Consider the following 26776-nt stretch of genomic DNA (forward strand, 5'->3'; position numbering starts at 1 on the left):
TGTTGCACACCAAATGTAACGTCTCTCCGTTGGCCTCCCGGCCCCCACGGCGTTATCGTCCCCGGCAGCTTTGACTCAATGGATTGAGGTAACAGCGCCATGACTGCATCGATACACATCTGCAAGGCAACGTCTGCCGACGCCGGCATCATCAGCCGAATCGTCGAGCGCTCCATTCGCGTCGGCTGCGCGCTCGACCACCGTAACGACCCGCGAACCGTCGCCACCTGGACCCACAACAAAACCATCGAACACGTGCAGCCCTGGCTGAACGACCCGCGGTTGTACCTGAACATCGCCCTGTTGCAAGACAAACCGGTCGGCGTCGCCATGGCGGCGATCAGCGGCAAGGTTGCGTTTTGTTACGTGCAACCGGAATGGTTTCGACGGGGCGCCGGACAAGCGTTGGTGCATGATCTGGAGACGTGGTTGATTGCTCAGGGTTTGCCCCAGGTACGTCTCAACAGCACGCGCACCGGCGAAGCGTTTTACCACCGCCTGGGTTACCGGGCTTGCGCTGAAGCTTTCACGGTGGCGGGGCTCCACGCCATTCCCATGCACAAGGCGCTGCCACCACCTTCATAGAAAGCTGATCGAGGGTCTAAATCCTCGAGCCCTTGATGCGTTTCCAGAACAGGAAAACCTGCAAGTGCGCCCCGTGAACGGAATGCGCACCTGCCCGGTGTGCAGTTTTGGTCACTATCAACAGGGGTCGAGAGATGTCAGTCGCTACCAGCCTTATCGAAGATCAGCCGGCCCGGATTGCCCCGACGCCTGCCGAGACGCTTTATCAGTTCAACGAATCGCCGCTGCTGGCCCGTCAGAGCCAACAGGAATCGAACGCCCGCAGCTACCCGCGACGCATACCCCTGGCACTCAAGCGTGCCAAGGGCATTTTTGTCGAAGACGTCGAAGGCCGTTGTTTCATCGATTGCCTGGCCGGTGCCGGGACCCTGGCCCTGGGGCACAACCATCCGGTGGTGATCGAAGCGATCCAGCAAGTGCTGAGCGATGAACTGCCGCTGCACACCCTCGACCTGACCACGCCGGTCAAGGACCGGTTTGTCCAGGACCTGTTCGGCCTGCTGCCGCCGGCATTGGCCGCTGAAGCGAAGATTCAGTTCTGTGGCCCCACCGGCACCGATGCCGTGGAAGCCGCGCTGAAGCTGGTGCGTACCGCCACCGAGCGCAGCACCGTCTTGTCGTTCCAGGGCGGTTACCACGGCATGAGTCAGGGCGCGCTGAGCCTGATGGGCAGTCTGGGACCGAAAAAGCCGTTGGGTGCCTTGCTCGGCAATGGCGTGCAGTTCATGCCGTATCCCTACGATTACCGTTGCCCGTTCGGGCTCGGTGGCGCGCAGGGAGTGCAGGTCAACCTGAATTACCTGGAGAACCTGCTGAACGATCCAGAGGCTGGCGTGCAACTGCCGGCTGCGGTGATCGTCGAAGTGGTGCAGGGCGAGGGCGGGGTGATTCCGGCCGATCTCGACTGGCTGCGCGGTTTGCGGCGCATCACCGAGCAGGCCGGCGTGGCGCTGATCGTCGATGAGATTCAGAGCGGCTTTGCCCGCACCGGCAAGATGTTCGCCTTCGAGCACGCCGGAATCATTCCGGATGTGGTGGTGATGTCCAAGGCCATCGGCGGCAGCCTGCCGCTGGCGGTGGTGGTCTATCGCGACTGGCTCGACACCTGGCTGCCAGGCGCCCATGCCGGAACCTTCCGCGGTAATCAGATGGCCATGGCCGCAGGCTCTGCGGTGATGCGCTACCTGACCGAGCACAAGGTTTGCGAGCACGCCGCCACCATGGGCGAGCGCTTGAGCGAACACCTGCACATCCTGCAGCGGGACTTCCCGCAGCTGGGCGACATTCGCGGACGTGGCTTGATGCTGGGTGTCGAATTGGTCGACCCGGCTGGTGCGCCGGACGCTCAAGGCCATCCACCGGTATTCGGTCGTCTGGCGTCGTTGGTGCAGCGCGAATGTCTCAAGCGTGGGTTAATCCTCGAGCTGGGCGGGCGTCATGGCGGTGTCGTGCGTTTCCTGCCGCCGTTGGTGATCACCGCTGCCGAAATCGATCGGGTGGCCGACATTTTCGGCAGGGCCATGGCCGCAGCCGTCGCCAGCCTCTAAATTTTTCAGCGCCTTTAACGTTCCTTCTACATAACGGCTGCGCGCGGTGTGCAGCCCACCCTATAGCGATGGAGAGACAGCATGACGTCAGTATTCGACCGCGAGGACATCCTCTTTCAGGTCGTGGTCAACCACGAAGAGCAATACTCGATCTGGCCCGACTACAAAGCCGTGCCACAAGGCTGGCGCACCGTGGGCAAGAGCGGCCTGAAAAAGGAATGCCTGGCCTACATCGAAGAGGTCTGGACTGACATGCGTCCACTGAGCCTGCGCCAGAAAATGGAAGAGCAGGCGGCCGTGGCTCACTGAGTCGCCGCGCAAAAAGAAACCCGCTGAACCGGTGACGGTCAGCGGGTTTTTCACGTTTGAAATCTCTGTTGTCTGCGCGGCTGCCATCGCGGGTTTAACCGACGTTATGCCCCGCTCAACCCCTTGATCACTTGATCCACATTCCCTTCCAGCTCGGCCACCGGATCCGCCGCATCGACACTCAACACCACCAACCGACTGCCTGCCTGCGAGATCGCCGCTTTCACCGCCTCCGACGGCTGTCGATGATGCAACACCACCGCCACGTCATGGTCCTTGAGCGTCGCACTCAACTGCTTGAGCGCTTCAGGCGTCCACTCGGCATCCGGCCGTGCATCGAGGCCGATCAGCTCCAGGTTGAGGCCGCCGATCAGGTAGCCGAAATGATCGCTCAGGCTCATCACGCTCAGGTTATCGGCACTGGCCAGCCGCGCTTCGCTGTCGGCACTGAGCTTGAGCAGGCGCTGCTTGAGCGCTGCCAGATTGGCCTCGATGGTCGGTTTGGCCGCCGGCGCCAGGCGCACCAGGTCCGCCGCCATCACGTCTGCCATGCGCCCCATGTTGTTGCTGGAAAGCCACGGCTGGCTGTTCAACCCGTCGACCTTGCTGCCGGGCTGCACGGCGATGCCGGGAAGGGCGCCGTCCACCGGGCGGGCGGCGTCGACTTCGACGATACGAATATTGCTGCGCCGGGATATCGGGTACAGCGGATCATCCGCCCACAGGGAACGCAGACCAATCACGGCATCGGCGTCGGTCGCCAGCTTGGCCAGCGCCGGAGCGCCACGACCGGTGAAATAGGCGGTCTGTCGGCTGCCGGGCAGATTCTCTGGAGCGGCCCGTTCCAGTTTGATTTCGGTGCCTTTGAGCAACACTTCGCCCAGACCATAGGTGATCGGCAAGGACGCCAGCACGTGCAGCGGTTTGGCGCTGTCCGCCGCAGCGCAAGTATTGGCCAGACCGCACAGGGGCAATGTGAAGGTCAATGCCAGGGTCAGTTGACGCAGAGAAAAGCACATTTATCCGAGGTTCCCTTTCAGGCTGGGGAGGATGCCGCGAGCGATCGCGGCCAGGGCGAAGGCGATACCGGCCACCAGAATGATCGCGGCACCGGACGGGATGGGCAGGTCAAAGACAATCGGCGCGAGAATTCCGCACAAGGTGCTCACCGTGGCAATCAGCACCGAACACCAGAAAAAACCCTTCAACGACTGGCTGAGCAACCGCGCGGCCGCCGCTGGAATCACCAGCAGGGCGCCGACCAGAATCGCGCCGATGACTTTCACCGCTGCCACCGTGATCAGCGTCACCAGGATCACGAACAGGTAGTCCAGGGTTTTCACCGCCACGCCACGTACCGCCGCCAGTTGCGGGTTGAAACTGGCGAGCATGATGCGGTTGTACAGCGGCAGGGCCAGTGCCATGACCAGCGAGCCGACGATAGCCAACACCAGCAGGTCGTTGCCGTTGACCGTCAGTACCGAGCCGAACAGCACGTTTTCCAGAATGTGCACATTGATCTTGCCCGCCAGAATCAACAGCAGGCTCGCGCCCAGCGCCAACGACACCGACAGAAACACGCCGATCAATGTATCCGGCGCCAGACCCGTGCGGTTGCGCAGGTAGTTCAGCAAAATCCCGAACAGCAGGCAGTAACCGAACAGGCTGCCATAAGGCCCGGTGTAAGGTTCACCGAGCAGAATGCCGATGGCCACGCCAGTCAACGCCGCGTGACCCACCGCTTCGGAGAAAAATGCGAAGCGCTTGACCACCACCAGCGTGCCCAAACCGCCCAGCACCGGGCCGATCAGCAATCCAGCGAGCAGGGCGTTGACCACAAATCCATAGGCCAGCGCTTCCGGCAGGTAACCCGACGAGGCCCAACCCTGGACCATCAAACGAAAGGCTTCGTAGCTCATCAGGCAGCGCTCCGGGGATGGGTCGAGAACAAGGTCAGCAGTCGCTCCGGGGTCAGCGCCTGTTTCGGCGTGGCATCGAACAACACCCGACGATTGAGCCCGGTGACCCGGTCCGCCAGACGCCCGACCGCTTCCAGATCATGCTCGATCCACAGCACGGTGATGCCGCTCTGGCGCCAATCGCCCAGCAGCCGTTCGAACACTTGGATACCGGCCTCATCGAGCGCCGACATCGGTTCATCGAGCACCAGCAATTGCGGCGCCGGAATCAGCCCTTGGGCCAACAAAACCCGCTGGCGTTCGCCGCCGGACAACGCGCCCATGCGCCGTTTGCGTTTGTCCTGCATGCCGACCCGTTCCAGCGCCTCGCCAATGGCCGTTGCGTAATGCTTGCTCAAACCGAGGAACGCCGGACGTCGCTGACACATGGCCGCCATGAAGTCGTCGACGGTCATCGGCAAACCGCGATCAAACTCCAGCGCTTGCGGCACGTAGCCGATAGTCCCCGGTTCGTCGGGCCATTGCAGGCTCAAACGGCCCTGATGCGGCATCTGCCCGAGCAGGGTCTTGATCAGCGAACTCTTGCCGCCACCGTTGGGGCCAACCAGGGCATGCACGCTGCCGGGCCGGACCTGAAAAGTTACGTTGTCGAGGATGGTCGTGCGCCCCAGCGTCAGGCTGACTTCGGCGAAGTCGAGGGTCGGGCCGGCGCTTTGTACGGTCAGGGTTTCTTGAGCGGTCATGCGCCAGACTCCTGAATCGCCCGAACCACGGTGTTGAGGTTGCCGGTCATTTCCTTTTCGTACTTGTCGGCGGTGTATTCGCCATAGGAAATGTGCGACAGCGGATACAGCTTCACCCCGGACTCACGCTGGATGGTTTCGACGTAAGTGGACGGGAAATCCATCTCCGAGAAGATCACTTTCACGTCCAGCTCCCGCAGTTGATCGATGGTCTTTTTCAGTTGGCTGGGGCTGGGTTCGATGCCGTGGGCCGGCTCGACCACGGCAGTGACTTCCAGGCCGAACTCGCGCAGCAGATAGTCGTAGGCAGCATGGACCGTGGCCACGCGCAGCTCGGCGTTCGGCGCCTGGGTCAGTTTGGCCAGGGCATCGGCGCGCATCTGCCGCAGGCGCTTACCGTAGGCGCGGGCATTCTGGGTGTAGGTTTTAGCGTTGGCCGGGTCGAGCTTGCCCAACTCGCGGGCAATGTTGTTGACCTGGGCAATCGAAGCGCTGATCGACAAGAACGTGTGCGGGTTGACCACTTTACCGGCACCGCGAGCGGCGACACCGGTGGCGGCCAGCAGTGGCACGTTTTCGTTGGCTTCGATCACTTTGATATTCGGGGTTTCGCTGGCGGAGATCATGCGGTCGGCGAAGTCGTCATGGCCCACACCGTTGAGCACGATTACGTCGAGCCCGCTGATGCGTTTGATGTCCTCGGCGCGGGGCTCATAGGCGTGCGGGTTGAAACCGGCCGGGATCAACGGCACCACTTCGGCCTTGTCGCCGACGATATTGGCCACGTAGCTGTAATAAGGGTGCAGGGTGATGCCGATGCGCAGGCGCTTGGCTTCGTCAGCACTGGCCAGAGGCGTCAGCAAACAGGCAAGCAGGCCGACCAGCAGCAGGCGCAAAAAACGACGTTGAGATGAACTAGGCATGGGAAAGCGGTCTTCTCTCGGGTGAGGGCGAGGGGTCAGTGCCGATGCTGGCGGGTGACCCCGGCATCGAATTGCGCGACGATCTGCTGCCAGCCAGCGCTTTCCAGCGCGGCGTCAGTCAGATCAGCCGGGGGCGCGAGGGCTTTGGAGCGGTTGAGCCAGATGTCTGGCGCATCGTCGTCAGCAGTCAAACGCATCAGGAATGAGCCGGCCACGGTGGGTGCCTGGCTCTGGCCGAAGTACGCCTTGGCGTCCAGCAATTGCCAGGCATGACCGCCTCGACTGACAGAACTGGCGTCTTGGGCAAACGGCGCGAAACCTTCCTCGGCGAGGGTGGCGGGTGTGGGCAGCGCTTGCTGTTCCTCGCGCAACAGATGGATTTCATCCAGCGTGACCCGCAGGTCTGCGTAAATACCTTGCTCGGATGCGCTCAGGTCGCGGCGGGCATCCAGTTGATGGCTGCCGACGCTGCTCACTTCCCGGGACTCGCCGCGCCAGGCGACTACCGAGCCGGCCACCGCCAGGATCATCAGGCACAACAGCAACACATAGAGGGTTTCATGGCCGGCTCCGGCCGGGCGCACCACTTGGGTGGTTGGCGTGCTCATGCTCAGGGCGCCTCGATGTCGGCTTGGTCGATCTCGACCACGTGGCCGGGACCGGCGTCGAACAGCACGTAGAATTCAGCGCCGGGCTTCTTGAACGTCAGGGTCGAATCGGTGCCGAGCTTGCCTGGCACCAGAATGGTTTCATCGTAGCCGATCACATCCAGAGTCACGCCCGGCGCGCCGCTGCCGTCGGAGAAACCACCGGTGCAACGGATCTGTTCGGCGTCGATGGCCTTGCACTCGCACATCGGGTTGTGGGCCAGAGCGCTGGTGCTGAAGACGGTGCTGAGCACCAGTAAAACGGGGCGAAAAACGCTGGTCATGGTTTGCCTCCTTGTCTGTTCAGCCATGCGACGGTGGCCGGCGACGCCTGGCTCAGGGGGATGGAGGCTTGATGCATGGCGCCGTCCCAGCCTTCCATGGTGATCCACAGTTCAGCGTCGTTTTTGGTCTTTTCGGGTACCGGCAACGCGGCGCCCATGTGGTAGGGCGTGCCAAAGAAAATCACCCCGGCGGCGCGCAGGCTGCGCGGTTTGCCAATGCGCAGGTAAGTCGCCTTGACCTGATCGCGACAGCTGTCGCAGAGCGCAGCATTGAAGGACTTCAAGTAGCCGGCAGGGCCATCGGATACCGGGGCAGCGTTGCGTAATTCAGCCAGGCGCAGGCTCCAGGGGCCGACCTGAACTTCTCCGACTTCACGCTCACCCAGGCCGGTGTCTCCGCGAAACAGCGCTGCGTCGGCGAAGTATTTGGGCATGAATCCCAGCGGCACCAGCAACAGCAGCACGTTGATGTGGAAACGCCATGTGTGCCAGAAGCGGCTTAGCGGCGAGCGTGGTTTTTCTGCTGCGACCTGGCTCATCGGCTGCCCTCCGTGGCTTCGCGGCTCATGGCCGGGGCCGGCTGGCCGGTCAGCGCAGCCCGTGGACGCTTGTTGCTGCGCTTGAGCGCATTGGCCGTGGCCAGGGCGGTGCGTTTGGTCCAGATCAACAGGCCGCTGAGGACCATCATGCTCAGGATCAGACCAAAGAAGAACCAGATCAGCTTGATCCAGATACCGCCGAAATCGCCGGTGTGCAGCGGACGCATGGATTCGGTCACCAGCTCCAGACCCGAACGATCCGACAGCAGGCGCGTGGTGGAAATGTCACCGGTGTAAGGGTTGACCTCGGCGCTCTGGTAGATCAACGGGTACCAACTGCGCCCGCTCACCAAAAGATGGCTATAGGCATTGGCGGGGAGGCTGACAGAGCTGTCTTCCAGGCCAGGAATGCGTTCCTTGGCCTCGCGGATCGCGCTTTCCAGGCTGATCATCGGCGCCGGTGCGCCATCGACGGTGAGCGGCACGCTCTCACGCGGGACGACGGGGGCGACCGGCGCGGTGGAAATCGAAATGTGGTTATCGGACAGGATCGCTTCAATCATGAACCAGGTGCTGGTGACGGAAATCACCGCAATGAACCAGATCGACCAGATGCCGCTGAGCCGGTGAAAGTCGCCCCAGAAAATCCGCGCGCCATGACGAATGCGCAGGGTCGGTCGCAAGAAGCCTTTCCAGAACCGTTTGTAGACCACGAGCCCCGTCACCAGTGAAGCCAGCATCGGCAAGCCGAGGAACGACACCAGATACCAGCCCCAGCTGTAGCCGTTGGTGAATGGCACCAGCCACCAGCCATGCAGCGCGCGAGTGAAGGCCTGGAAGTTGAAGGGTGGAGCGGTGCCCTGAATCGCCCCGCTGTAGGGGTTCACATAGACCGTCACCGAGCGTCCGTCCGGGTAGCTGACCTTCACGTCCAGGGCGAAATGCGACTCGTCGGGACGGTTGATACTTTCGACCAGCGTTTGGGGCTCGGCCTTTTTGATGGCGGCGATGATCTGGTCATAGCTGAGCAGCGGCGCGTCGTCCGAAGGCGGGCTGGCGCGCATTTGCGGGTTGGCCAGCCAGACGATTTCCTGACTGACCACCGCCAATGTGCCGGTCACACAGACGATCAATACAAAGAACCAGATGGGCAGGGCCAGCCAGCTATGGACCAGAAACCAGAGTTTTGAGCGGGATTTCTTCGACATGATTAAAGGTCTTGTTTCGATGAGAGGACCTCTGCTGCGGGCTTCCCAGCGTTGAGGTCCATGAAAGGCCCGGTCGTGGCTTTTGCCTACGCGACCGGCTGCATCTAAATAAGACGTATGAGCATCGGAAATCCCGAAAGGGGATATGAAAGTAAATGTTTCGTGTTTCTGCGCTGTGTGGGAACAGCCAATATTGATGTTGAATGTGATGCCCCCATCGCGAGCCTGCTCGCGATGGGGGCTGATCACATACCGAAGCTATCAACCCTGCTTGAACATCTCCTTCGCCCGCTGTTCGATCTGTTCCTGCGTCAGATCCTCCTTGCGCGTGGCCAGAAACCACACATGCCCATAGGGATCCTTCAAGGTCCCCGTGCGGTCGCCATAAAACTGATCCTTGACCTCGGACACCACCGTGGCACCGGCATTGATGGCCTGTTTATAGGACTTGTCCACATCGTTCACATACAAATGCAGGCCCACGGACGGCGATTTGTCCGGGTTGCTCAAGGGCCCTTGGTCACAGGGTGTGCCCAGCATGATCGGGCTATCGCCGATACGCAGTTCGGCGTGCCCGATGCCGCCGTCGGGCATGGCCAGGCGCATGACTTCGGTGGCGCCAAAGGCTTTCTTGTAGAAGTCGATGGCTTCGGCAGCTTTCTGAATGCCCAGATAAGGGGTGATGCTGTGATAACCCTCTGGAATAGGTTTGACGCTCATGACGGTTCTCCCTTTATTGTTGTGGAGTTAAGGTGTTCCTTCGCCGTTTTCCGGTCGGATAACTATAGGTCAACCCCTTCGCCACAACTGAGTGCCCGACGAGTAGCCGCAGTCACGACAACGCGCCGCACTGCAATTTTGGTGCATCAGCGGTAAGAACCTGGATCGACAGGTTCTCTGTGGCGCGACGCTTGTTCACTGCCAGTTCACCAATTCCCGATACCCACTATCGAGAGCATTGATTTCTGCCCGTCGGGGCGCGTCGGTAGCCTGTGTTCATTGCCCCGAACCCAGCTATCCGGACTTTCGAAATGAAAACTCTACTCACCACTTTTCTGTTGCTCGCCGTTTCCGTCCTCGCCGGATGTGCCAGTCATGTTTCACCGGAACTACGCCCCTACACCGCTGAAGAAACCCGGGAACTGGCGCTGGAAGCCTTGAACCGTCGGGGCTTGTCCTTCGAGGAGTACCACGCGAAGAAAGCCGAATTGCTCGGCCAGCCGACCAAATCGATCAGTTTTGACAAGCAAGGCGAGATGAACGCCGAGCGCACAGTACAGATGCACGGTCGCCAAAGCTGAGCGACAACTGTACTGCTCTAACTTTCACGCAACTGTCCATGGGTTTCCCTCAAGGCGTGCGATAGGGTCAACACCTGACTGACTCTGATGGACTGCCCCCCATGCTCTCGCTCGACCTTCTGCTGGGCTTTGCCCTGTTCGCTCTTGTCACCTCGATCACCCCCGGCCCGAACAACACCATGTTGCTGGCCTCGGGCGTGAATTTCGGCTTTAGCCGCACCATCCCTCACATGCTGGGCATTACCTGCGGCTTCTTCGTGTTGGTGGTGGCCGTCGGTTTCGGCCTGGGCACGGTGTTTCAAACCTATCCACTGCTTTACACCGTGCTGCGTTATGTCGGCGCGGCGTATTTGCTGTACCTGGCCTGGAAGATTGCGCATTCCGGGCCGGTCGCCGAGGGTGAGCAGGGCGAGGGCAAGCCGATCAGTTATTTGGGCGCGGCGGCGTTTCAATGGGTCAACCCCAAGGCCTGGATCATGGCCATCGGTGCCATCAGCACCTACACGCCGATGCAGGGCTATTTCACCAATGTGATTGTGATTGCCGCGGTCTTCGCTCTGATCAACCTGCCGAGCGTCGGTGTGTGGGCCGGTTGTGGCACGCTGTTGCGCAATGTGCTGCGCGATCGCCGCTGGCTACGCCTGTTCAACTGGGGCATGGCCTTGTTGCTGGTGGCTTCCATGTATCCGTTGTTGCTTGAAAGTTTTAGCTGACGCATTGCTTCAACCGGTTGCCCGATGCCTGTTAAGCTCGACTTCAGGAGCGTTCCTACGCACTTTTAAATGAAGTTGTTCTTCTTTAATGGCCTCCGATCGGGTATTGCTATCGTTCTGCAAATTCGGCGCCGCTCATAAGGCGGCGCTTTGATATTTCCAGTGACGAGCTTCCTGATCCCGGAACACGCTCTGCGAGTCTTCTATGAATAAACGTCCGTTGTATTTCGACTACGCCGCCACCACGCCGGTGGATGAGCGGGTCATCAAGGTGATGGTCGAGTGTCTGGGTTTTAGCGGAAACTTCGGCAACCCGGCATCCAGCTCCCACGCCTTCGGTCAACAGGCCCGGCAATCGGTCGAGCACGCACGGCGCCAGGTCGCCGAACTGGTGGGCGCCCAGGCCGAGCAGATCGTCTGGACCTCCGGAGCCACCGAATCCAACAACCTGGCACTCAAGGGCGTTACCCAGGCCCGCGGTGTGTCCGGCGGCCATATCATCACCAGCCAGATTGAACACAAGGCAATTCTCGACACCGCCAAACAATTGCAGGATGCCGGCATTGCCGTGACGTATCTGGTGCCCGATGCCGAAGGCCTGATAACTCCGCAAGCAGTCAGCGAGGCGATGCGTGAAGACACCTTTCTGGTGTCGCTGATGCTGGTCAATAACGAACTGGGCACCGTCAACGACATCCCGGCCATCGGCCAGGTGGTGCGTGATCGCGATGCGTTGTTCCACGTTGACGCGGCTCAGGGCGCGGGCAAAGTAGCGATCGACCTGGCCCGGTGGCCGGTGGATCTGATGTCGTTCTCGGCGCATAAGGTCTACGGCCCCAAAGGCATCGGCGCGCTGTACGTCGGGCCTCGTGCGCAACAGCGCCTGCAGGCGCAGATCCACGGTGGCGGCCATGAGGGCGGGTTGCGTTCCGGTACTCTGGCGACGCACCAGATCGCAGCCATGGGCGCCGCTTTCGCACTGGCGGCCGCTTTGTTCGATGAAGAAAAAGCCACCATCGTGCGCCTGCGTGAACGCTTGCTCGATCAGCTGCTGAGCATTTCCGGTATTCGCGTCAATGGCAGTCCGACCCAACGCATTCCCCATACCCTGAGCCTGACCTTCAACGAAGGTGAGTTCAATTCCGCGGTGTTGAGCACCTCGATCGCGTTTTCCGCGACGTCGGCCTGCAACTCCGCCAGTAATGCGCCATCTCATGTGCTGCTGGCGCTGGGGCATGACGCGCGCTCGGCCAGTCGCACCATTCGCCTGAGCCTGGGGCGTTTCACCACCGAGCAAGATATCGACCAGGCTGCGCACCTGATCAAAACGGCCACCGCCAGTGCTCCGGCATTCTGGGCGACAGGTCCTTAAGCGCCGACTCTGATCGGCACCCAACAATAATGATGAAGTGGTTAGCAGGAGACACGATGAGTACGCAGCCTTCGATCAATGGATTGGTACCCCGGCGCCTGGCGCAAACCCGCGAGCTGATGAGCCGGGAGGGCATTCATGCTCTGTTGGTGCCGTCGGCCGACCCGCACCTGTCGGAATACCTGCCGGGCTATTGGCAGGGGCGGCAGTGGCTGTCGGGTTTCCATGGCTCGGTCGGCACGCTGATCGTCACACCGGATTTCGCCGGCGTCTGGGCCGACAGCCGCTATTGGGAACAAGCGAGCAAGGAACTCAAGGGCAGCGGTATCGAGCTGGTCAAGCTGCAACCGGGTCAACCCGGCCCGCTTGATTGGCTGGCCGAGCAAACGCCTGAAGGCGGTGTCGTTGCAGTCGATGGCGCGGTGATGGCCGTGGCGTCGGCGCGTACCCTGAGCAGCAAACTCCAAGAACGCGGCGCACGTCTGCGCACTGACATCGATTTGCTGAGCGAAGTCTGGAGTGATCGCCCGAGCTTGCCGAACGAGCCGATTTATCAGCACTTACCGCCTCAGGCGACCGTCGGCCGTGGCGAAAAACTCACCCAGCTGCGTGACGTGTTGAAAGAGCGCGGTGCCGACTGGCATTTCATCGCCACCCTCGATGACATCGCCTGGCTGTTCAACTTGCGCGGCGGCGATGTGTCGTTCAACCCGGTGTTTGTGTCCTTCGCGCTCATTAGCCAGCAACAGGCCACCTTGTTCGTCGCCCTGAGTAAAGTCAGCGCCGAGCTGCGTGCGATCCTTGAACAGGACGGCGTGACCCTGCGCGATTACAGCGAAGTGGCCGCCGCCTTGCGCGCCATACCAAGCGGCGCGAGCCTGCAAGTCGATCCGGCGCGGGTCACGGCGGGTCTGCTGGATAACTTGAACAGTGATGTGAAACTGGTCGAAGGCCTGAACCCGACCACCCTGGCCAAGTCACAAAAAAGCCTGGCCGATGCCGAGCACATCCGTCGGGCCATGGAGCAGGATGGCGCGGCGCTGTGCGAATTCTTCGCCTGGCTGGAGGCGGCATGGGGGCGTGAGCGCATCACCGAACTGACCATCGACGAACACCTGACCGCGGCCCGCACCCGGCGTCCGGATTATGTGTCACTGAGCTTCAACACCATTGCTGCGTTTAATGCCAACGGTGCGATGCCGCATTACCACGCCACCGAAGAAGAGCACGCGGTCATCGAGGGTGACGGCCTGTTGCTGATCGACTCCGGCGGCCAATACTTGGGCGGCACTACCGACATTACGCGGATGGTGCCGGTGGGGACGCCGACTGACGAGCAGAAGCGCGATTGCACCCGCGTACTCAAAGGCGTGATTGCACTCTCCCGCGCGCAGTTCCCGCGGGGCATTCTGTCGCCGTTGCTGGACGCCATTGCCCGCGCACCGATCTGGGCCGAAAGTGTCGACTACGGTCATGGCACCGGTCACGGCGTCGGCTACTTCCTCAACGTTCACGAAGGCCCGCAAGTGATCGCCTATCAGGCGGCAGCCGCGCCGCAAACTGCAATGCAGCCAGGGATGATCACTTCCATCGAACCGGGCACCTACCGTCCGGGCCGCTGGGGCGTGCGGATCGAGAACCTGGTGTTGAACCGCGAGGCGGGCAAGAGCGAGTTCGGTGAATTCCTGAAGTTCGAAACCCTGACCCTGTGCCCGATCGACACCCGTTGCCTGGAACCGTCGTTGCTGACCGAAGACGAAAAGCAGTGGTTCAACGGCTACCATGCCGAAGTGCGCGAGCGCCTGAGCCCGTTGCTCGATGGCGCGGCCCTTGAGTGGTTGAACACCCGGACCGCGGCTATTTGATCGGCTTGAGTTCAGGCGCTGGAAACAGCGCCTGGCTCATGCCTGGCTATTGTGCCCGCAGGGCTTCAAGGACGAAGTCCAGCCGATCCTGGCCGAAGAACAGTTGATTCCCGACAAACATGCTCGGTGCGCCGAATACACCGCGTTGTACTGCTTCCTCGGTGTTTTTCTTGAGGGCGGCTTTGACGTTCTCATCGGCGGTCAGTGCCAGCACTTCATTCGGATCGAAACCGTTTTGCGTCAGCACGGCGGCAACGGTCGCGGGATCATCGAGGCTGCGCCCTTCCACCCACAGGGCATGAAACAGGCAATCGATAAACGCCTGAAAGCGTTCGGGATGACTTAATTGCATGCCCGTGACCGCGCGCATCAACATCAGGGTATTGATGGGGAAGTGCGGGTTGAACTTCAGCGGTACACCGTAACGTTTGGCATAGCGGTCCAGATCCTGAAACATGTAGCGACCCTTGGCCGGAATGGTCACCGGGGAGGCGTTGCCGGTGGCTTTGAAGACGCCGCCCAGCAGCATCGGTTTGTAGATCAGCTGACTATCGGTCTGCGCGCAGATTTTCGGCAGTTGGGTGTAGGCCAGGTAGGTGGCGGGGCTGCCGAGGTCGAAAAAGAACTCCACGGTTTTACTCATGTCGATGTGCTCTTCTTTTTGTCGTAGGGGAAGGCTTACCAGCGTTCGCTCCAGGGGCGCAGATCCAGCTCGAACGTCCAGGCGTCCCGTGGCTGGCTGTGTAAGTACCAATAGTTTTCGGCGATATGCTCGGGATTGAGGATGCCGTCCTGATCCTTGGTCGCGTATTTTTCCGGAAATCTGTCGCGGATAAAGTCGGTGTCGATGGCACCATCGACCACCACATGGGCGACGTGGATGTTCATCGGCCCCAGTTCGCGGGCCATGCTTTGGGCCAGGGCGCGAATCCCGTGCTTGGCGCCGGCGAAGGCAGCAAAACCTGCGGCACCGCGCAAACCGGCGGTGGCCCCGGTGAACAGGATCGTGCCCCGTTGGCGGGTGACCATGCGTTTGGCCACTTCGCGAGCATTGAGAAACCCTGAGAAACAGGCCATTTCCCAGATCTTGAAATACTTGCGGGCGGTTTCTTCGAGAATACTGCAGGGCACATTGGCGCCGATATTGAAGACGAACGCTTCGATGGGGCCGATCGCGGTTTCGATCTGCTCGACGAGCGCAATCACGTCCTCTTCTTTGCGCGCATCGCAGGCAAAACCATGAGCCTCGCCGCCGCTGATCGTGATGGCATCTACCAGTGGCTGAAGTTTGTCTGCGCTGCGACGTGTGACGCAGGCGACGTAGCCTTCCTGGGCAAAACGCTTGGCGATGGCGCCGCCGGTGGCATCGCCTGCGCCGACGACCAATACGATTTTCTTGCTATTGATAGCGGTGGTCATGGATGTCGCCCTTTGCTGAACGGTCAGTGACTGACGAACGTTAGCAGCATCCCGGGCGAGGCGCCTATCGGGCTACGCAAGCCCAATAGGGTTGGAGGATTACTTGCAGATGACGATCATGCTGCGGCTGGTATAGCCGGCCGGGTTAAGGCCAAACGGATAATCTCCGGGCTCTTCGACCGCATCCCCAGACTTGGCAATCACCTTGTAACCCTTGGGCGCGCACGAGTTGGCAGCGCTGGTGTAGCACTGGTCCCAGGAGGACGACAGCCCGGAACAGTTGATATGCAGCCCTTTCTTGCCGTGTTTGATCTGGGTTTTCGAGGTCGCCGCGCAGCCCGCAACTGCAAGCACGGCGATCAGTATCAAAATTCGTTTCATTGCTGTCCTTATTGAGGCCCCGGATCTTTGTGCCCGGGTCTGCCTGCATTCGCTTTTGCTTGAAGCGTTCTGATATCCCTATCTGAAAAAATCCATGTCTGACACTGAGTTACGTGGCCTAAACATGGCCTAAATGAGCGGTAAATACTAGACCCTCGTCAAATCTCGTATCAATCCGCCGCTACTGCGGGCTTGGCGGTGCTCCCCATGGTCATGGTTGCGCCGACGGACGCCAGAATGATGCACAGGATTGCCATCCACTGAGACAGGGAAAGGTATTCATGGAGGAACAACAGGCCGGACAGTGCACCGAACGCGGGCTCGATACTCATCAATGTGCCGAAGGTCCGGGCCGGCAGCCGTGTGAGGGCGACCATCTCCAGGGTGTAGGGCAGGGCAGTGGACAGAATCGCGACCCCGATGGCCACGGGAATCAGCGAGGGTGTCAGCAGCGCAGCACCAGCATGGACGATACCGATGGGGGCTACGAACAGTGCAGCAATCATCACGCCCAATGCGGCGGTCTGCACGCCATTGTCGGCACCGGCCTTCTGGCCGAACAGAATGTACAACGCCCAGCAGACACCGGCGCCAAGGGCATAACCTGCGCCAATCAGATCAATACCTGCGCTCGTGGCGCCAGTTGGAATCAACAGCAGTAAACCCACTGCCGCCAGAGCGATCCACAGAAAGTCGATCGCCCGACGTGAGGCATAAATAGCGACCGCTAATGGGCCGGTGAACTCCAGGGCTACCGCGATACCCAGAGGGACAGTGTTCAAGGACATATAGAAGAGGAAGTTCATGCCGCCCAGCGCCATCCCATAGACAATTACCGTGCGCAGGGATTTTGCGGTGAGCTTCGCTCGCCATGGGCGCAATAGCAGCAGCATGATCACGCTGGCGAAGATCAGCCGCAGGGTGGTGGTCCCTTGAGCGCCGATAACCGGGAACATGCTTTTGGCCAGGGAGGCTCCGGACTGGATCGATGCCATGGCTATCAAGAGCAGGCCTACCGAGAACAGGGTCGAGGCAAGGCTGCGGGGGTGGTCATTCATTGCGTGGCATCGTCCGAGGTGAGAAACGAGAGTAGTTTGTAATGTGTTGGGCAATATACTGCGCATTCGTTGCGGTTGCGTCTATATATAAGCAGGGATTTTGAACATCCTGATAGAAAAGCGTAATCAGGGGTTGACGGCAGATTCTGGACGTCTATAATTCGCCCCACTTCCGGCGCAGTCGAAACGGAAAACTCCTTGGTAAACAACGAGTTACGCAGTTTTTGACAGCGGTTACGCTTCAGTTCATCGAAGCCAGAAGGAGTTGGTAAGGCAGGGTATTGTCGCCTTATTGACGGTTCGATCTTCTCGGTCGAAAGCGGAGAAAAAGAGGTGTTGACAGCAGCGACTAACGCTGTAGAATTCGCCTCCCGCTAACGAGAGATCGGAAGCGCAAGTGGTTGAAGTTGCAAAGGAAACTTTGAAAACTTCTGAAAATAACCGCTTGACAGCAACAGAGGCTGCTGTAGAATGCGCGCCTCGGTTGAGACGAAAGCTCTTAACCAACCGCTCTTTAACAACTGAATCAAGCAATTCGTGTGGGTGCTTGTGGAGTCAGACTGATAGTCAACAAGATTATCAGCATCACAAGTTACTCCGCGAGAAATCAAAGATGTAACCAACGATTGCTGAGCCAAGTTTAGGGTTTCTTAAAAACCCAAAGATGTTTGAACTGAAGAGTTTGATCATGGCTCAGATTGAACGCTGGCGGCAGGCCTAACACATGCAAGTCGAGCGGCAGCACGGGTACTTGTACCTGGTGGCGAGCGGCGGACGGGTGAGTAATGCCTAGGAATCTGCCTGGTAGTGGGGGATAACGTTCGGAAACGAACGCTAATACCGCATACGTCCTACGGGAGAAAGCAGGGGACCTTCGGGCCTTGCGCTATCAGATGAGCCTAGGTCGGATTAGCTAGTTGGTGAGGTAATGGCTCACCAAGGCGACGATCCGTAACTGGTCTGAGAGGATGATCAGTCACACTGGAACTGAGACACGGTCCAGACTCCTACGGGAGGCAGCAGTGGGGAATATTGGACAATGGGCGAAAGCCTGATCCAGCCATGCCGCGTGTGTGAAGAAGGTCTTCGGATTGTAAAGCACTTTAAGTTGGGAGGAAGGGCAGTTACCTAATACGTAATTGTTTTGACGTTACCGACAGAATAAGCACCGGCTAACTCTGTGCCAGCAGCCGCGGTAATACAGAGGGTGCAAGCGTTAATCGGAATTACTGGGCGTAAAGCGCGCGTAGGTGGTTCGTTAAGTTGGATGTGAAATCCCCGGGCTCAACCTGGGAACTGCATTCAAAACTGTCGAGCTAGAGTATGGTAGAGGGTGGTGGAATTTCCTGTGTAGCGGTGAAATGCGTAGATATAGGAAGGAACACCAGTGGCGAAGGCGACCACCTGGACTGATACTGACACTGAGGTGCGAAAGCGTGGGGAGCAAACAGGATTAGATACCCTGGTAGTCCACGCCGTAAACGATGTCAACTAGCCGTTGGGAGCCTTGAGCTCTTAGTGGCGCAGCTAACGCATTAAGTTGACCGCCTGGGGAGTACGGCCGCAAGGTTAAAACTCAAATGAATTGACGGGGGCCCGCACAAGCGGTGGAGCATGTGGTTTAATTCGAAGCAACGCGAAGAACCTTACCAGGCCTTGACATCCAATGAACTTTCCAGAGATGGATTGGTGCCTTCGGGAACATTGAGACAGGTGCTGCATGGCTGTCGTCAGCTCGTGTCGTGAGATGTTGGGTTAAGTCCCGTAACGAGCGCAACCCTTGTCCTTAGTTACCAGCACGTAATGGTGGGCACTCTAAGGAGACTGCCGGTGACAAACCGGAGGAAGGTGGGGATGACGTCAAGTCATCATGGCCCTTACGGCCTGGGCTACACACGTGCTACAATGGTCGGTACAGAGGGTTGCCAAGCCGCGAGGTGGAGCTAATCCCATAAAACCGATCGTAGTCCGGATCGCAGTCTGCAACTCGACTGCGTGAAGTCGGAATCGCTAGTAATCGCGAATCAGAATGTCGCGGTGAATACGTTCCCGGGCCTTGTACACACCGCCCGTCACACCATGGGAGTGGGTTGCACCAGAAGTAGCTAGTCTAACCTTCGGGGGGACGGTTACCACGGTGTGATTCATGACTGGGGTGAAGTCGTAACAAGGTAGCCGTAGGGGAACCTGCGGCTGGATCACCTCCTTAATCGACGACATCAGCTGCTCCATAAGTTCCCACACGAATTGCTTGATTCATTGAAGAAGACGATACGAAGCAGCCCGAAATTGGGTCTGTAGCTCAGTTGGTTAGAGCGCACCCCTGATAAGGGTGAGGTCGGCAGTTCGAATCTGCCCAGACCCACCAATTTTGTGTGGGAATACCTGTAGAAATACGGGGCCATAGCTCAGCTGGGAGAGCGCCTGCCTTGCACGCAGGAGGTCAACGGTTCGATCCCGTTTGGCTCCACCACTACTGCTTCTGTTGTTGAAAGCTTAGAAATGAGCATTCCATCGTGATGATGGTGAATGTTGATTTCTAGTCTTTGGCTAGATCGTTCTTTAAAAATTTGGGTATGTGATAGAAAGATAGACTGAACGTTACTTTCACTGGTAACGGATCAGGCTAAGGTAAAATTTGTGAGTTGCTCTTAATTGAGCATGCGAATTTTCGGCGAATGTCGTCTTCACAGTATAACCAGATTGCTTGGGGTTATATGGTCAAGTGAAGAAGCGCATACGGTGGATGCCTTGGCAGTCAGAGGCGATGAAAGACGTGGTAGCCTGCGAAAAGCTTCGGGGAGTCGGCAAACAGACTTTGATCCGGAGATGTCTGAATGGGGGAACCCAGCCATCATAAGATGGTTATCTTGTACTGAATACATAGGTGCAAGAGGCGAACCAGGGGAACTGAAACATCTAAGTACCCTGAGGAAAAGAAATCAACCGAGATTCCCTTAGTAGTGGCGAGCGAACGGGGACTAGCCCTTAAGTGGCTTTGAGATTAGCGGAACGCTCTGGAAAGTGCGGCCATAGTGGGTGATAGCCCTGTACGCGAAAATCTCTTAGTCATGAAATCGAGTAGGACGGAGCACGAGAAACTTTGTCTGAATATGGGGGGACCATCCTCCAAGGCTAAATACTACTGACTGACCGATAGTGAACTAGTACCGTGAGGGAAAGGCGAAAAGAACCCCGGAGAGGGGAGTGAAATAGATCCTGAAACCGTATGCGTACAAGCAGTGGGAGCAGACTTTGTTCTGTGACTGCGTACCTTTTGTATAATGGGTCAGCGACTTATTTTCAGTGGCGAGCTTAACCGAATAGGGGAGGCGTAGCGAAAGCGAGTCTTAATAGGGCGTCTAGTCGCTGGGAATAGACCCGAAACCGGGCGATCTATCCATGGGCAGGTTGAAGGTTAGGTAACACTGACTGGAGGACCGAACCGACTACCGTTGAAAAGTTAGCGGATGACCTGTGGATCGGAGTGAAAGGCTAATCAAGCTCGGAGATAGCTGGTTCTCCTCGAAAGCTATTTAGGTAGCGCCTCATGTATCACTGTAGGGGGTAGAGCACTGTTTCGGCTAGGGGGTCATCCCGACTTACCAAACCGATGCAAACTCCGAATACCTACAAGTGCCGAGCATGGGAGACACACGGCGGGTGCTAACGTCCGTCGTGAAAAGGGAAACAACCCAGACCGTCAGCTAAGGTCCCAAAGTTATGGTTAAGTGGGAAACGATGTGGGAAGGCTTAGACAGCTAGGAGGTTGGCTTAGAAGCAGCCACCCTTTAAAGAAAGCGTAATAGCTCACTAGTCGAGTCGGCCTGCGCGGAAGATGTAACGGGGCTCAAACCATACACCGAAGCTACGGGTATCACTTAGGTGATGCGGTAGAGGAGCGTTCTGTAAGCCTGTGAAGGTGAGTTGAGAAGCTTGCTGGAGGTATCAGAAGTGCGAATGCTGACATGAGTAACGACAATGGGTGTGAAAAACACCCACGCCGAAAGACCAAGGTTTCCTGCGCAACGTTAATCGACGCAGGGTTAGTCGGTCCCTAAGGCGAGGCTGAAAAGCGTAGTCGATGGAAAACAGGTTAATATTCCTGTACTTCTGGTTATTGCGATGGAGGGACGGAGAAGGCTAGGCCAGCTTGGCGTTGGTTGTCCAAGTTTAAGGTGGTAGGCTGGAATCTTAGGTAAATCCGGGATTCTAAGGCCGAGAGCTGATGACGAGTGTTCTTTTAGAACACGAAGTGGTTGATGCCATGCTTCCAAGAAAAGCTTCTAAGCTTCAGGTAACCAGGAACCGTACCCCAAACCGACACAGGTGGTTGGGTAGAGAATACCAAGGCGCTTGAGAGAACTCGGGTGAAGGAACTAGGCAAAATGGCACCGTAACTTCGGGAGAAGGTGCGCCGGTGAGGGTGAAGCATTTACTGCGTAAGCCCACGCCGGTCGAAGATACCAGGCCGCTGCGACTGTTTATTAAAAACACAGCACTCTGCAAACACGAAAGTGGACGTATAGGGTGTGACGCCTGCCCGGTGCCGGAAGGTTAATTGATGGGGTTAGCTAACGCGAAGCTCTTGATCGAAGCCCCGGTAAACGGCGGCCGTAACTATAACGGTCCTAAGGTAGCGAAATTCCTTGTCGGGTAAGTTCCGACCTGCACGAATGGCGTAACGATGGCGGCGCTGTCTCCACCCGAGACTCAGTGAAATTGAAATCGCTGTGAAGATGCAGTGTATCCGCGGCTAGACGGAAAGACCCCGTGAACCTTTACTATAGCTTTGCACTGGACTTTGAATTTGCTTGTGTAGGATAGGTGGGAGGCTTTGAAGCGTGGACGCCAGTTCGCGTGGAGCCATCCTTGAAATACCACCCTGGCAACTTTGAGGTTCTAACTCAGGTCCGTTATCCGGATCGAGGACAGTGTATGGTGGGTAGTTTGACTGGGGCGGTCTCCTCCTAAAGAGTAACGGAGGAGTACGAAGGTGCGCTCAGACCGGTCGGAAATCGGTCGTAGAGTATAAAGGCAAAAGCGCGCTTGACTGCGAGACAGACACGTCGAGCAGGTACGAAAGTAGGTCTTAGTGATCCGGTGGTTCTGTATGGAAGGGCCATCGCTCAACGGATAAAAGGTACTCCGGGGATAACAGGCTGATACCGCCCAAGAGTTCATATCGACGGCGGTGTTTGGCACCTCGATGTCGGCTCATCACATCCTGGGGCTGAAGCCGGTCCCAAGGGTATGGCTGTTCGCCATTTAAAGTGGTACGCGAGCTGGGTTTAGAACGTCGTGAGACAGTTCGGTCCCTATCTGCCGTGGACGTTTGAGATTTGAGAGGGGCTGCTCCTAGTACGAGAGGACCGGAGTGGACGAACCTCTGGTGTTCCGGTTGTCACGCCAGTGGCATTGCCGGGTAGCTATGTTCGGAATAGATAACCGCTGAAAGCATCTAAGCGGGAAACTAGCCTCAAGATGAGATCTCACTGGGACCTTGAGTCCCCTGAAGGGCCGTCGAAGACTACGACGTTGATAGGTTGGGTGTGTAAGCGCTGTGAGGCGTTGAGCTAACCAATACTAATTGCCCGTGAGGCTTGACCATATAACACCCAAGCAATTTGTATGCTTCGAGCTGAAAAGCGAAAGGGCACCAGATTGCGGTGTGTGAAGACGCAATGAACCGAAAGTTCGCAACCATTCACAAAAGCCGCAGAAACTATCGCATACCCAATTTGCTGAAGCGTCGAAAGACGGTTCGGTACCCGAATTTCTTGACGACCATAGAGCATTGGAACCACCTGATCCCATCCCGAACTCAGAAGTGAAACGATGCATCGCCGATGGTAGTGTGGGGTTTCCCCATGTGAGAGTAGGTCATCGTCAAGATTAAATTCCGAAACCCCTATCTGCGTATGCAGGTAGGGGTTTTGTTTTGCCCGTAGGAAAGTGCTTTGGCAACAGAGGGCTAGCGGATGGCCATCCCTGGTAATGGTCGCATCGTTCGTGAAACTTCGGCAGGGCGCGCTAAAAACCATGCCGTTTTTGGTATGGTGCAGCTCGTTTCAACGGACTGACTGCAAGCCTACGGATCGGTACTCCCGTTTATAGTCAAAGAGTTGCTGCAGAAATGCCCGGACCGATACCAATCAAGGACCACGAGAAAGAGACGCTCCTGGTCAACAAAAGACTGATGGCCTGCGCCTTGTTCGTCGCCGCCATTACTTGCGCGCTGGTGGTGCGCATGTACGTCCTGCAGGTTGTCGAGTTCGACTATCACTCGACAATCTCCGAAAACAACCGCGTCCATGTCCTGCCGATCACTCCAACTCGTGGGCTGATCTACGACCGCAATGGTGTGGTCCTGGCAGACAACCGGCCCAGCTTCAACCTGACCATCACCCGCGAACGCGCTTCCGATGTCAAACGCGAGCTGGATGAAGTGGTCAACCTCCTGCACCTGCCGGCCGAGGACCGTACACTGTTCGACAAGGCGATGAAGCAGGCCAGGCACCCCTTCGTCCCGGTCACGCTGTTCTATGAGCTCAGCGAAGAACAGATCGCCGTACTCGCGGTCAACGAGTTCCGTCTGCCCGGAATCGATGTAGAGCCGCAGTTCGTTCGCCACTACCCCATGGGCGCGCACTTTGCGCATTCGATCGGCTACGTCGGTCGCATTAACGAAAAAGAATCCAAAGCCCTGGACACGGTGGAATACCGTGGCACCCAATCCATTGGCAAAACCGGTATCGAGAAATTCTACGAATCAGAATTGCACGGCCATGTGGGGTACGAAGAAGTCGAAACCAATGCCCAGGGCCGCGTGCTGCGAGTGCTCAAGCACACCGACCCGATCCCCGGCAAAAACATCGTCCTGAGCCTCGACGTCAAGCTTCAGGAAGCCGCCGAGGAGGCATTGGGCGATCGGCGTGGCTCGGTGGTCGCTCTCGATCCGTCGACCGGCGAAGTATTGGCCATGGTCAGCAAGCCAAGCTTCGACCCGAACCTGTTTGTGACGGGTATCAGCTTCAAGGAATACGCGGCGTTGCACGATTCCATCGACCGGCCGCTGTTCAACCGCGTGCTGCGCGGGCTCTACGCACCTGGCTCGACCATCAAGCCGGAAGTGGCGATCGCCGGCCTCGACGCCGGAGTCGTAACCCCGCAGACCCGCGTCTTCGATCCGGGCTATTACCAGTTACCGGATTTCGATCATAAGTACCGTAACTGGAATCACAGCGGTGATGGCTGGGTGAACATGGACACGGCGATCATGCGCTCCAACGACACCTACTTCTACGATCTGGCCCACAAGCTGGGCATCGATCGTCTGCACGACTACATGGCGATGTTCGGCCTGGGCGAGAAGGTCTCGCTGGACATGTTCGAAGAATCTCCCGGGTTGATGCCGTCTCAGGCCTGGAAGCGCGCCACGCGGCGACAGGCGTGGTTCCCCGGCGAGACAGTGATCCTCGGCATTGGCCAGGGCTACATGCAGGTCACTCCTCTGCAGCTGGCACAGGCCACCGCGCTGATCGCCAACAAAGGTGTATGGAACCGGCCGCACCTGGCCAAGACTGTGGATGGCGTCGCGCCGGTGGACGAGCATCCGATGCCGAACATCCTGCTCAAGGATCCGCGTGACTGGGAGCAGGTCAATCACGGCATGCAGATGGTAATGCACGACGCCCGCGGGATTGCCCGAGCGGCGGCGCAGGGCGCGCAGTACCGCATCGCCGGCAAAAGTGGCACCGCGCAAGTGGTGGCGATCAAGCAGGGTGAGCGCTACAACCGGGCGAAAACCCTTGAGCGTAACCGCGACAATGCGTTGTTCGTCGGTTTTGCCCCGGCTGAACATCCGCAGATTGTCATCTCGGTGATGATCGAAAACGGCGAGGCCGGTGGTCGCGTCGCCGGCCCTGTGGTGCGGCAGATCATGGATGCCTGGCTACTTGATCAGGACGGCCACCTGAAGCCGCAATACGCCGCGCCGAGCAAAGCCCCGGGCGACCCTCACGTTTAAGGATCAAGGCTTCACAGCACAGGCTCCCGAATGCTGAGCATGTGCTGGAAGCTTTCCAGGAACACGGTTTCGGCCTGATTCATCTTCTGCTCGCGATTCCACAACAGCTGGATATCGAAATCCACCACGCCGTCTTCCGGCGGCAAACGCCAGAGCAAACCTTGCTCGACATCCCTGCGCACCAGATGAGTTGGCAAACACCCAATACCAAACCCTGCGCAGATCAAGCGGTAAATCTCTTCGAAACTGGTGGATGACGCAACGATCTTGCCGGTAAAGCCTTGCTGGTCGCGAAACAGGGTCAGGGGTGAAAGATTGCCGCCGAGCTGATCGCTGGTGAAACTGACGAAGTTCTCTGCAGCGAGCTGTTCAAGGGTCAGATTCTCTTGTCCGAAAAGTCGATGACGCTGCCCGCAAAAGTACGCATAACGCTCGCGAAACAATACCCTCTGTTCCAGTCGCGGCTGCGGTAAACGGCATAATCCGACGCCAATGGTCGCGGTCTTTTGCAGCAACGAACTGATGATGTTCGAACTGCCCATCACCTCAACTTCCAGCTCGACTTTCGGGTGGGTTTCATGGAAGTCGGCGAGGAACTCATCGTAGTGTCGTGCTTGCACGCCGCTGACGGTGAGGATGCGGATCTTGCCGACCACGTCGTCGTGCCGACTCTCCAGCACCGTTCCCAGGCGTGAAATATCGCCGTAAATGTCCGTTGCAATGCGCAGGACTTCTTCCCCGGTTTCCGTCAGATCGAACCGCCTTCCACTGCGGGCGATCAACACACATTCCAGTTGTTCTTCCAGACGCTTCAAAGCCTGGCTGACCGCCGACTGGGTGATGTGCAGCCGCGCGGCGGCCCGACTCATGCTGCCTTCCTGACCGATCACCAGATAAGTGCGCAGCAGGTTCCAGTCGAGACGGTCATTCAGAAAGCGGCGACCAACCCACGGGTTCGAAGTGGACGGCATAAAGATTCCATGTAGTAGCAGTGCTAATAGTAAAGATAAGAATATGAAAATTGACTAATCCTGGCATGGAAGCGATAAAGCTCACAAGCGCCAGAGAGTGCGCTGCTAAAGAGGTGTATTCGTGAGCAAACCTGAACACATCGGCACGGTTGAATGGCAAGCCCGTTGCGAACTGGCCGCGCTGTATCGCCTGGTCGCGCACTTTCGCATGACCGACCTGATCGACACCCACATTACCCTGCGTATTCCAGGGCCTGAGCATCACTTTCTGATCAACCGCTACGGGGTTATTTTCGACCGCATGCGCGCCTCGGATCTGGTGCGCATCGATCAGGAAGGGCGAGTGGTCGATCCGGCCTACAAAGGTCATCGGGTCAATGCCGCAGGCTTTGTGATCCACTCGGCAATCCACATGGCTCGCCCGGATCTAAACTGTGTGATTCACACTCACACCGCCGCCGGCATGGCCGTCGCCGCGCAGAAGCACGGCTTGTTGCCGATCAGTCAGCACGCGTTGAAGTTTTACGGCAAGTTGGCGTATCACACCTATGAAGGCATTGCCCTGTCGCTGGATGAGCGCGAGCGTCTGATTGCCGATCTGGGGCCGCATCGGGCGATGATCCTGCGTAATCACGGCCTGCTGGTCGGTGGCTCCGGCGTGGCCCAGGCATTTCAGGAAATTCACTTCCTGGAGCGTGCCTGTCAGGCACAGGTTCAAGCGCTGGCCGGTGGTTCGGCGCTGCATTACCCGTCTCCGGAAGTCTGTGCGCACACCGCCGAACAGTTTGACCGCGATGAACAGGACAACATCATCGACCTGGCCTGGGAGGCTGCTCTGACCCTGATCGAATCCCAGCGCGAGTCCTACTTATCGTAAACTCTGTCATCAACAGCATTGTTTTGCTGTCCCGCGAAGGCGTCAGCGCATTCAACATCGACGTTGACTGACACACCGCCTTCGCG

23 protein-coding genes, 2 tRNA genes and 3 rRNA genes are annotated in these 26776 nt (G+C 58.3%); 14 read left to right on the top strand and 14 right to left on the bottom strand.

Annotated features, from left to right (window positions below):
* Positions 1–99: 99 nt before the first annotated feature.
* The 3 genes from PGR6_RS08400 to PGR6_RS08410 all read left to right on the top strand — a co-directional run bounded on the left by PGR6_RS08400 (position 100) and on the right by PGR6_RS08410 (position 2441).
* Entirely contained in the window at positions 100–585 is a 486-nt protein-coding gene (locus tag PGR6_RS08400; protein WP_064616788.1) for a GNAT family N-acetyltransferase, read from the top strand.
* Between the two features lie 134 nt (positions 586–719).
* The gene (locus PGR6_RS08405) at positions 720–2132 is read left to right on the top strand and encodes an aspartate aminotransferase family protein (RefSeq protein WP_064616790.1); all 1413 of its coding nucleotides are present in this window, start codon (positions 720–722) and stop codon (positions 2130–2132) included.
* Between the two features lie 81 nt (positions 2133–2213).
* On the top strand, positions 2214–2441 hold the full coding sequence (locus tag PGR6_RS08410; RefSeq protein WP_007934245.1) for an MbtH family protein: 228 nt from the start codon (positions 2214–2216) through the stop codon (positions 2439–2441).
* A 104-nt stretch (positions 2442–2545) separates the two neighbouring features.
* Here PGR6_RS08410 and PGR6_RS08415 read toward each other — a convergent pair whose 3' ends face one another.
* The 9 genes from PGR6_RS08415 to PGR6_RS08455 form a co-directional block, all read right to left on the bottom strand.
* Complete coding sequence (locus tag PGR6_RS08415) at positions 2546–3460, bottom strand: metal ABC transporter substrate-binding protein (protein ID WP_064616792.1); 915 nt, start codon at positions 3458–3460, stop codon at positions 2546–2548.
* Positions 3461–4360 (bottom strand): metal ABC transporter permease, encoded by a 900-nt coding sequence (locus PGR6_RS08420; RefSeq protein ID WP_018929969.1) that lies wholly within the window; start codon positions 4358–4360, stop codon positions 3461–3463. It abuts the gene before it with no gap.
* On the bottom strand, positions 4360–5103 hold the full coding sequence (locus PGR6_RS08425) for a metal ABC transporter ATP-binding protein (RefSeq protein ID WP_064616794.1): 744 nt from the start codon (positions 5101–5103) through the stop codon (positions 4360–4362). The genes PGR6_RS08420 and PGR6_RS08425 overlap by 1 nt, the downstream gene beginning before the upstream one ends.
* The gene (locus tag PGR6_RS08430) at positions 5100–6026 is read right to left on the bottom strand and encodes a metal ABC transporter substrate-binding protein (protein WP_064616797.1); all 927 of its coding nucleotides are present in this window, start codon (positions 6024–6026) and stop codon (positions 5100–5102) included. The genes PGR6_RS08425 and PGR6_RS08430 overlap by 4 nt, the downstream gene beginning before the upstream one ends.
* A gap of 35 nt (positions 6027–6061) precedes the next feature.
* Positions 6062–6634 (bottom strand): DUF6162 family protein, encoded by a 573-nt coding sequence (locus tag PGR6_RS08435; protein ID WP_064616798.1) that lies wholly within the window; start codon positions 6632–6634, stop codon positions 6062–6064.
* A 2-nt stretch (positions 6635–6636) separates the two neighbouring features.
* Positions 6637–6957: a hypothetical protein gene (locus PGR6_RS08440; RefSeq protein WP_064616799.1), complete on the bottom strand. Its 321-nt coding sequence runs from the start codon at positions 6955–6957 to the stop codon at positions 6637–6639.
* Complete coding sequence (locus PGR6_RS08445; protein WP_064616800.1) at positions 6954–7496, bottom strand: hypothetical protein; 543 nt, start codon at positions 7494–7496, stop codon at positions 6954–6956. The genes PGR6_RS08440 and PGR6_RS08445 overlap by 4 nt, the downstream gene beginning before the upstream one ends.
* Positions 7493–8704, bottom strand: a complete 1212-nt coding sequence (locus PGR6_RS08450; protein WP_064616801.1) for a PepSY-associated TM helix domain-containing protein — start codon at positions 8702–8704, stop codon at positions 7493–7495. Before PGR6_RS08450 ends, PGR6_RS08445 begins: the two co-directional genes overlap by 4 nt.
* Before the next feature lie 261 nt (positions 8705–8965).
* On the bottom strand, positions 8966–9424 hold the full coding sequence (locus PGR6_RS08455; protein WP_018929962.1) for a VOC family protein: 459 nt from the start codon (positions 9422–9424) through the stop codon (positions 8966–8968).
* Between the two features lie 311 nt (positions 9425–9735).
* Here PGR6_RS08455 and PGR6_RS08460 point away from each other — a divergent pair, with 311 nt between their 5' ends.
* The 4 genes from PGR6_RS08460 to PGR6_RS08475 all read left to right on the top strand — a co-directional run bounded on the left by PGR6_RS08460 (position 9736) and on the right by PGR6_RS08475 (position 13955).
* Positions 9736–10005 carry a hypothetical protein gene (locus tag PGR6_RS08460; protein WP_018929961.1) on the top strand — a complete coding sequence of 90 codons (270 nt, stop codon included), beginning with the start codon at positions 9736–9738 and terminating at the stop codon, positions 10003–10005.
* A 101-nt stretch (positions 10006–10106) separates the two neighbouring features.
* Positions 10107–10718, top strand: coding sequence for a LysE family translocator (locus PGR6_RS08465; protein ID WP_019582476.1), 612 nt, complete (start codon positions 10107–10109; stop codon positions 10716–10718).
* Positions 10719–10923: 205 nt separating this feature from the next.
* Positions 10924–12090 carry a cysteine desulfurase family protein gene (locus tag PGR6_RS08470; protein WP_064616802.1) on the top strand — a complete coding sequence of 389 codons (1167 nt, stop codon included), beginning with the start codon at positions 10924–10926 and terminating at the stop codon, positions 12088–12090.
* Positions 12091–12146: 56 nt separating this feature from the next.
* Positions 12147–13955 (top strand): aminopeptidase P family protein, encoded by a 1809-nt coding sequence (locus PGR6_RS08475; RefSeq protein ID WP_064616803.1) that lies wholly within the window; start codon positions 12147–12149, stop codon positions 13953–13955.
* A 46-nt stretch (positions 13956–14001) separates the two neighbouring features.
* Here the strand turns inward: PGR6_RS08475 and PGR6_RS08480 are convergent, their stop codons facing one another.
* From PGR6_RS08480 to rhtA, 4 genes are all read right to left on the bottom strand, one after another.
* Positions 14002–14598: a 2-hydroxychromene-2-carboxylate isomerase gene (locus PGR6_RS08480; RefSeq protein ID WP_064616804.1), complete on the bottom strand. Its 597-nt coding sequence runs from the start codon at positions 14596–14598 to the stop codon at positions 14002–14004.
* Positions 14599–14633: 35 nt separating this feature from the next.
* Positions 14634–15374 carry an SDR family oxidoreductase gene (locus PGR6_RS08485; RefSeq protein ID WP_064616805.1) on the bottom strand — a complete coding sequence of 247 codons (741 nt, stop codon included), beginning with the start codon at positions 15372–15374 and terminating at the stop codon, positions 14634–14636.
* A gap of 99 nt (positions 15375–15473) precedes the next feature.
* Positions 15474–15755: a hypothetical protein gene (locus tag PGR6_RS08490; protein ID WP_018929955.1), complete on the bottom strand. Its 282-nt coding sequence runs from the start codon at positions 15753–15755 to the stop codon at positions 15474–15476.
* Between the two features lie 170 nt (positions 15756–15925).
* On the bottom strand, positions 15926–16813 hold the full coding sequence (rhtA, locus tag PGR6_RS08495) for a threonine/homoserine exporter RhtA (RefSeq protein ID WP_018929954.1): 888 nt from the start codon (positions 16811–16813) through the stop codon (positions 15926–15928).
* A gap of 670 nt (positions 16814–17483) precedes the next feature.
* Between rhtA and PGR6_RS08500 the strand changes: the two genes are divergently transcribed.
* From PGR6_RS08500 to mrdA, 6 genes are all read left to right on the top strand, one after another.
* Positions 17484–19022 (top strand): 16S ribosomal RNA (locus PGR6_RS08500).
* A gap of 82 nt (positions 19023–19104) precedes the next feature.
* Positions 19105–19181 (top strand) — tRNA-Ile (locus tag PGR6_RS08505).
* Between the two features lie 29 nt (positions 19182–19210).
* Positions 19211–19286: transfer RNA gene (locus PGR6_RS08510), tRNA-Ala, on the top strand.
* Positions 19287–19532: 246 nt separating this feature from the next.
* A 23S ribosomal RNA gene (locus PGR6_RS08515) occupies positions 19533–22424 on the top strand.
* Positions 22425–22592: 168 nt separating this feature from the next.
* Positions 22593–22708: ribosomal RNA gene (gene rrf / locus PGR6_RS08520) — 5S ribosomal RNA — on the top strand.
* Together the 16S, 23S and 5S rRNA genes with 2 tRNA genes alongside form the textbook arrangement of a ribosomal RNA operon.
* A gap of 241 nt (positions 22709–22949) precedes the next feature.
* A complete protein-coding gene (gene mrdA / locus PGR6_RS08525) occupies positions 22950–24842 on the top strand; it encodes a penicillin-binding protein 2 (protein ID WP_064616806.1) in 1893 nt (630 codons plus the stop codon).
* Between the two features lie 11 nt (positions 24843–24853).
* Here mrdA and PGR6_RS08530 read toward each other — a convergent pair whose 3' ends face one another.
* Positions 24854–25813, bottom strand: coding sequence for a LysR family transcriptional regulator (locus PGR6_RS08530; protein ID WP_064616807.1), 960 nt, complete (start codon positions 25811–25813; stop codon positions 24854–24856).
* 121 nt (positions 25814–25934) lie between these two features.
* Between PGR6_RS08530 and PGR6_RS08535 the strand changes: the two genes are divergently transcribed.
* On the top strand, positions 25935–26690 hold the full coding sequence (locus PGR6_RS08535) for a class II aldolase/adducin family protein (protein ID WP_064616808.1): 756 nt from the start codon (positions 25935–25937) through the stop codon (positions 26688–26690).
* Positions 26691–26776: the final 86 nt, after the last annotated feature.

Origin of the sequence: Pseudomonas sp. GR 6-02 (assembly GCF_001655615.1) — a bacterium.
Lineage (GTDB): Bacteria > Pseudomonadota > Gammaproteobacteria > Pseudomonadales > Pseudomonadaceae > Aquipseudomonas.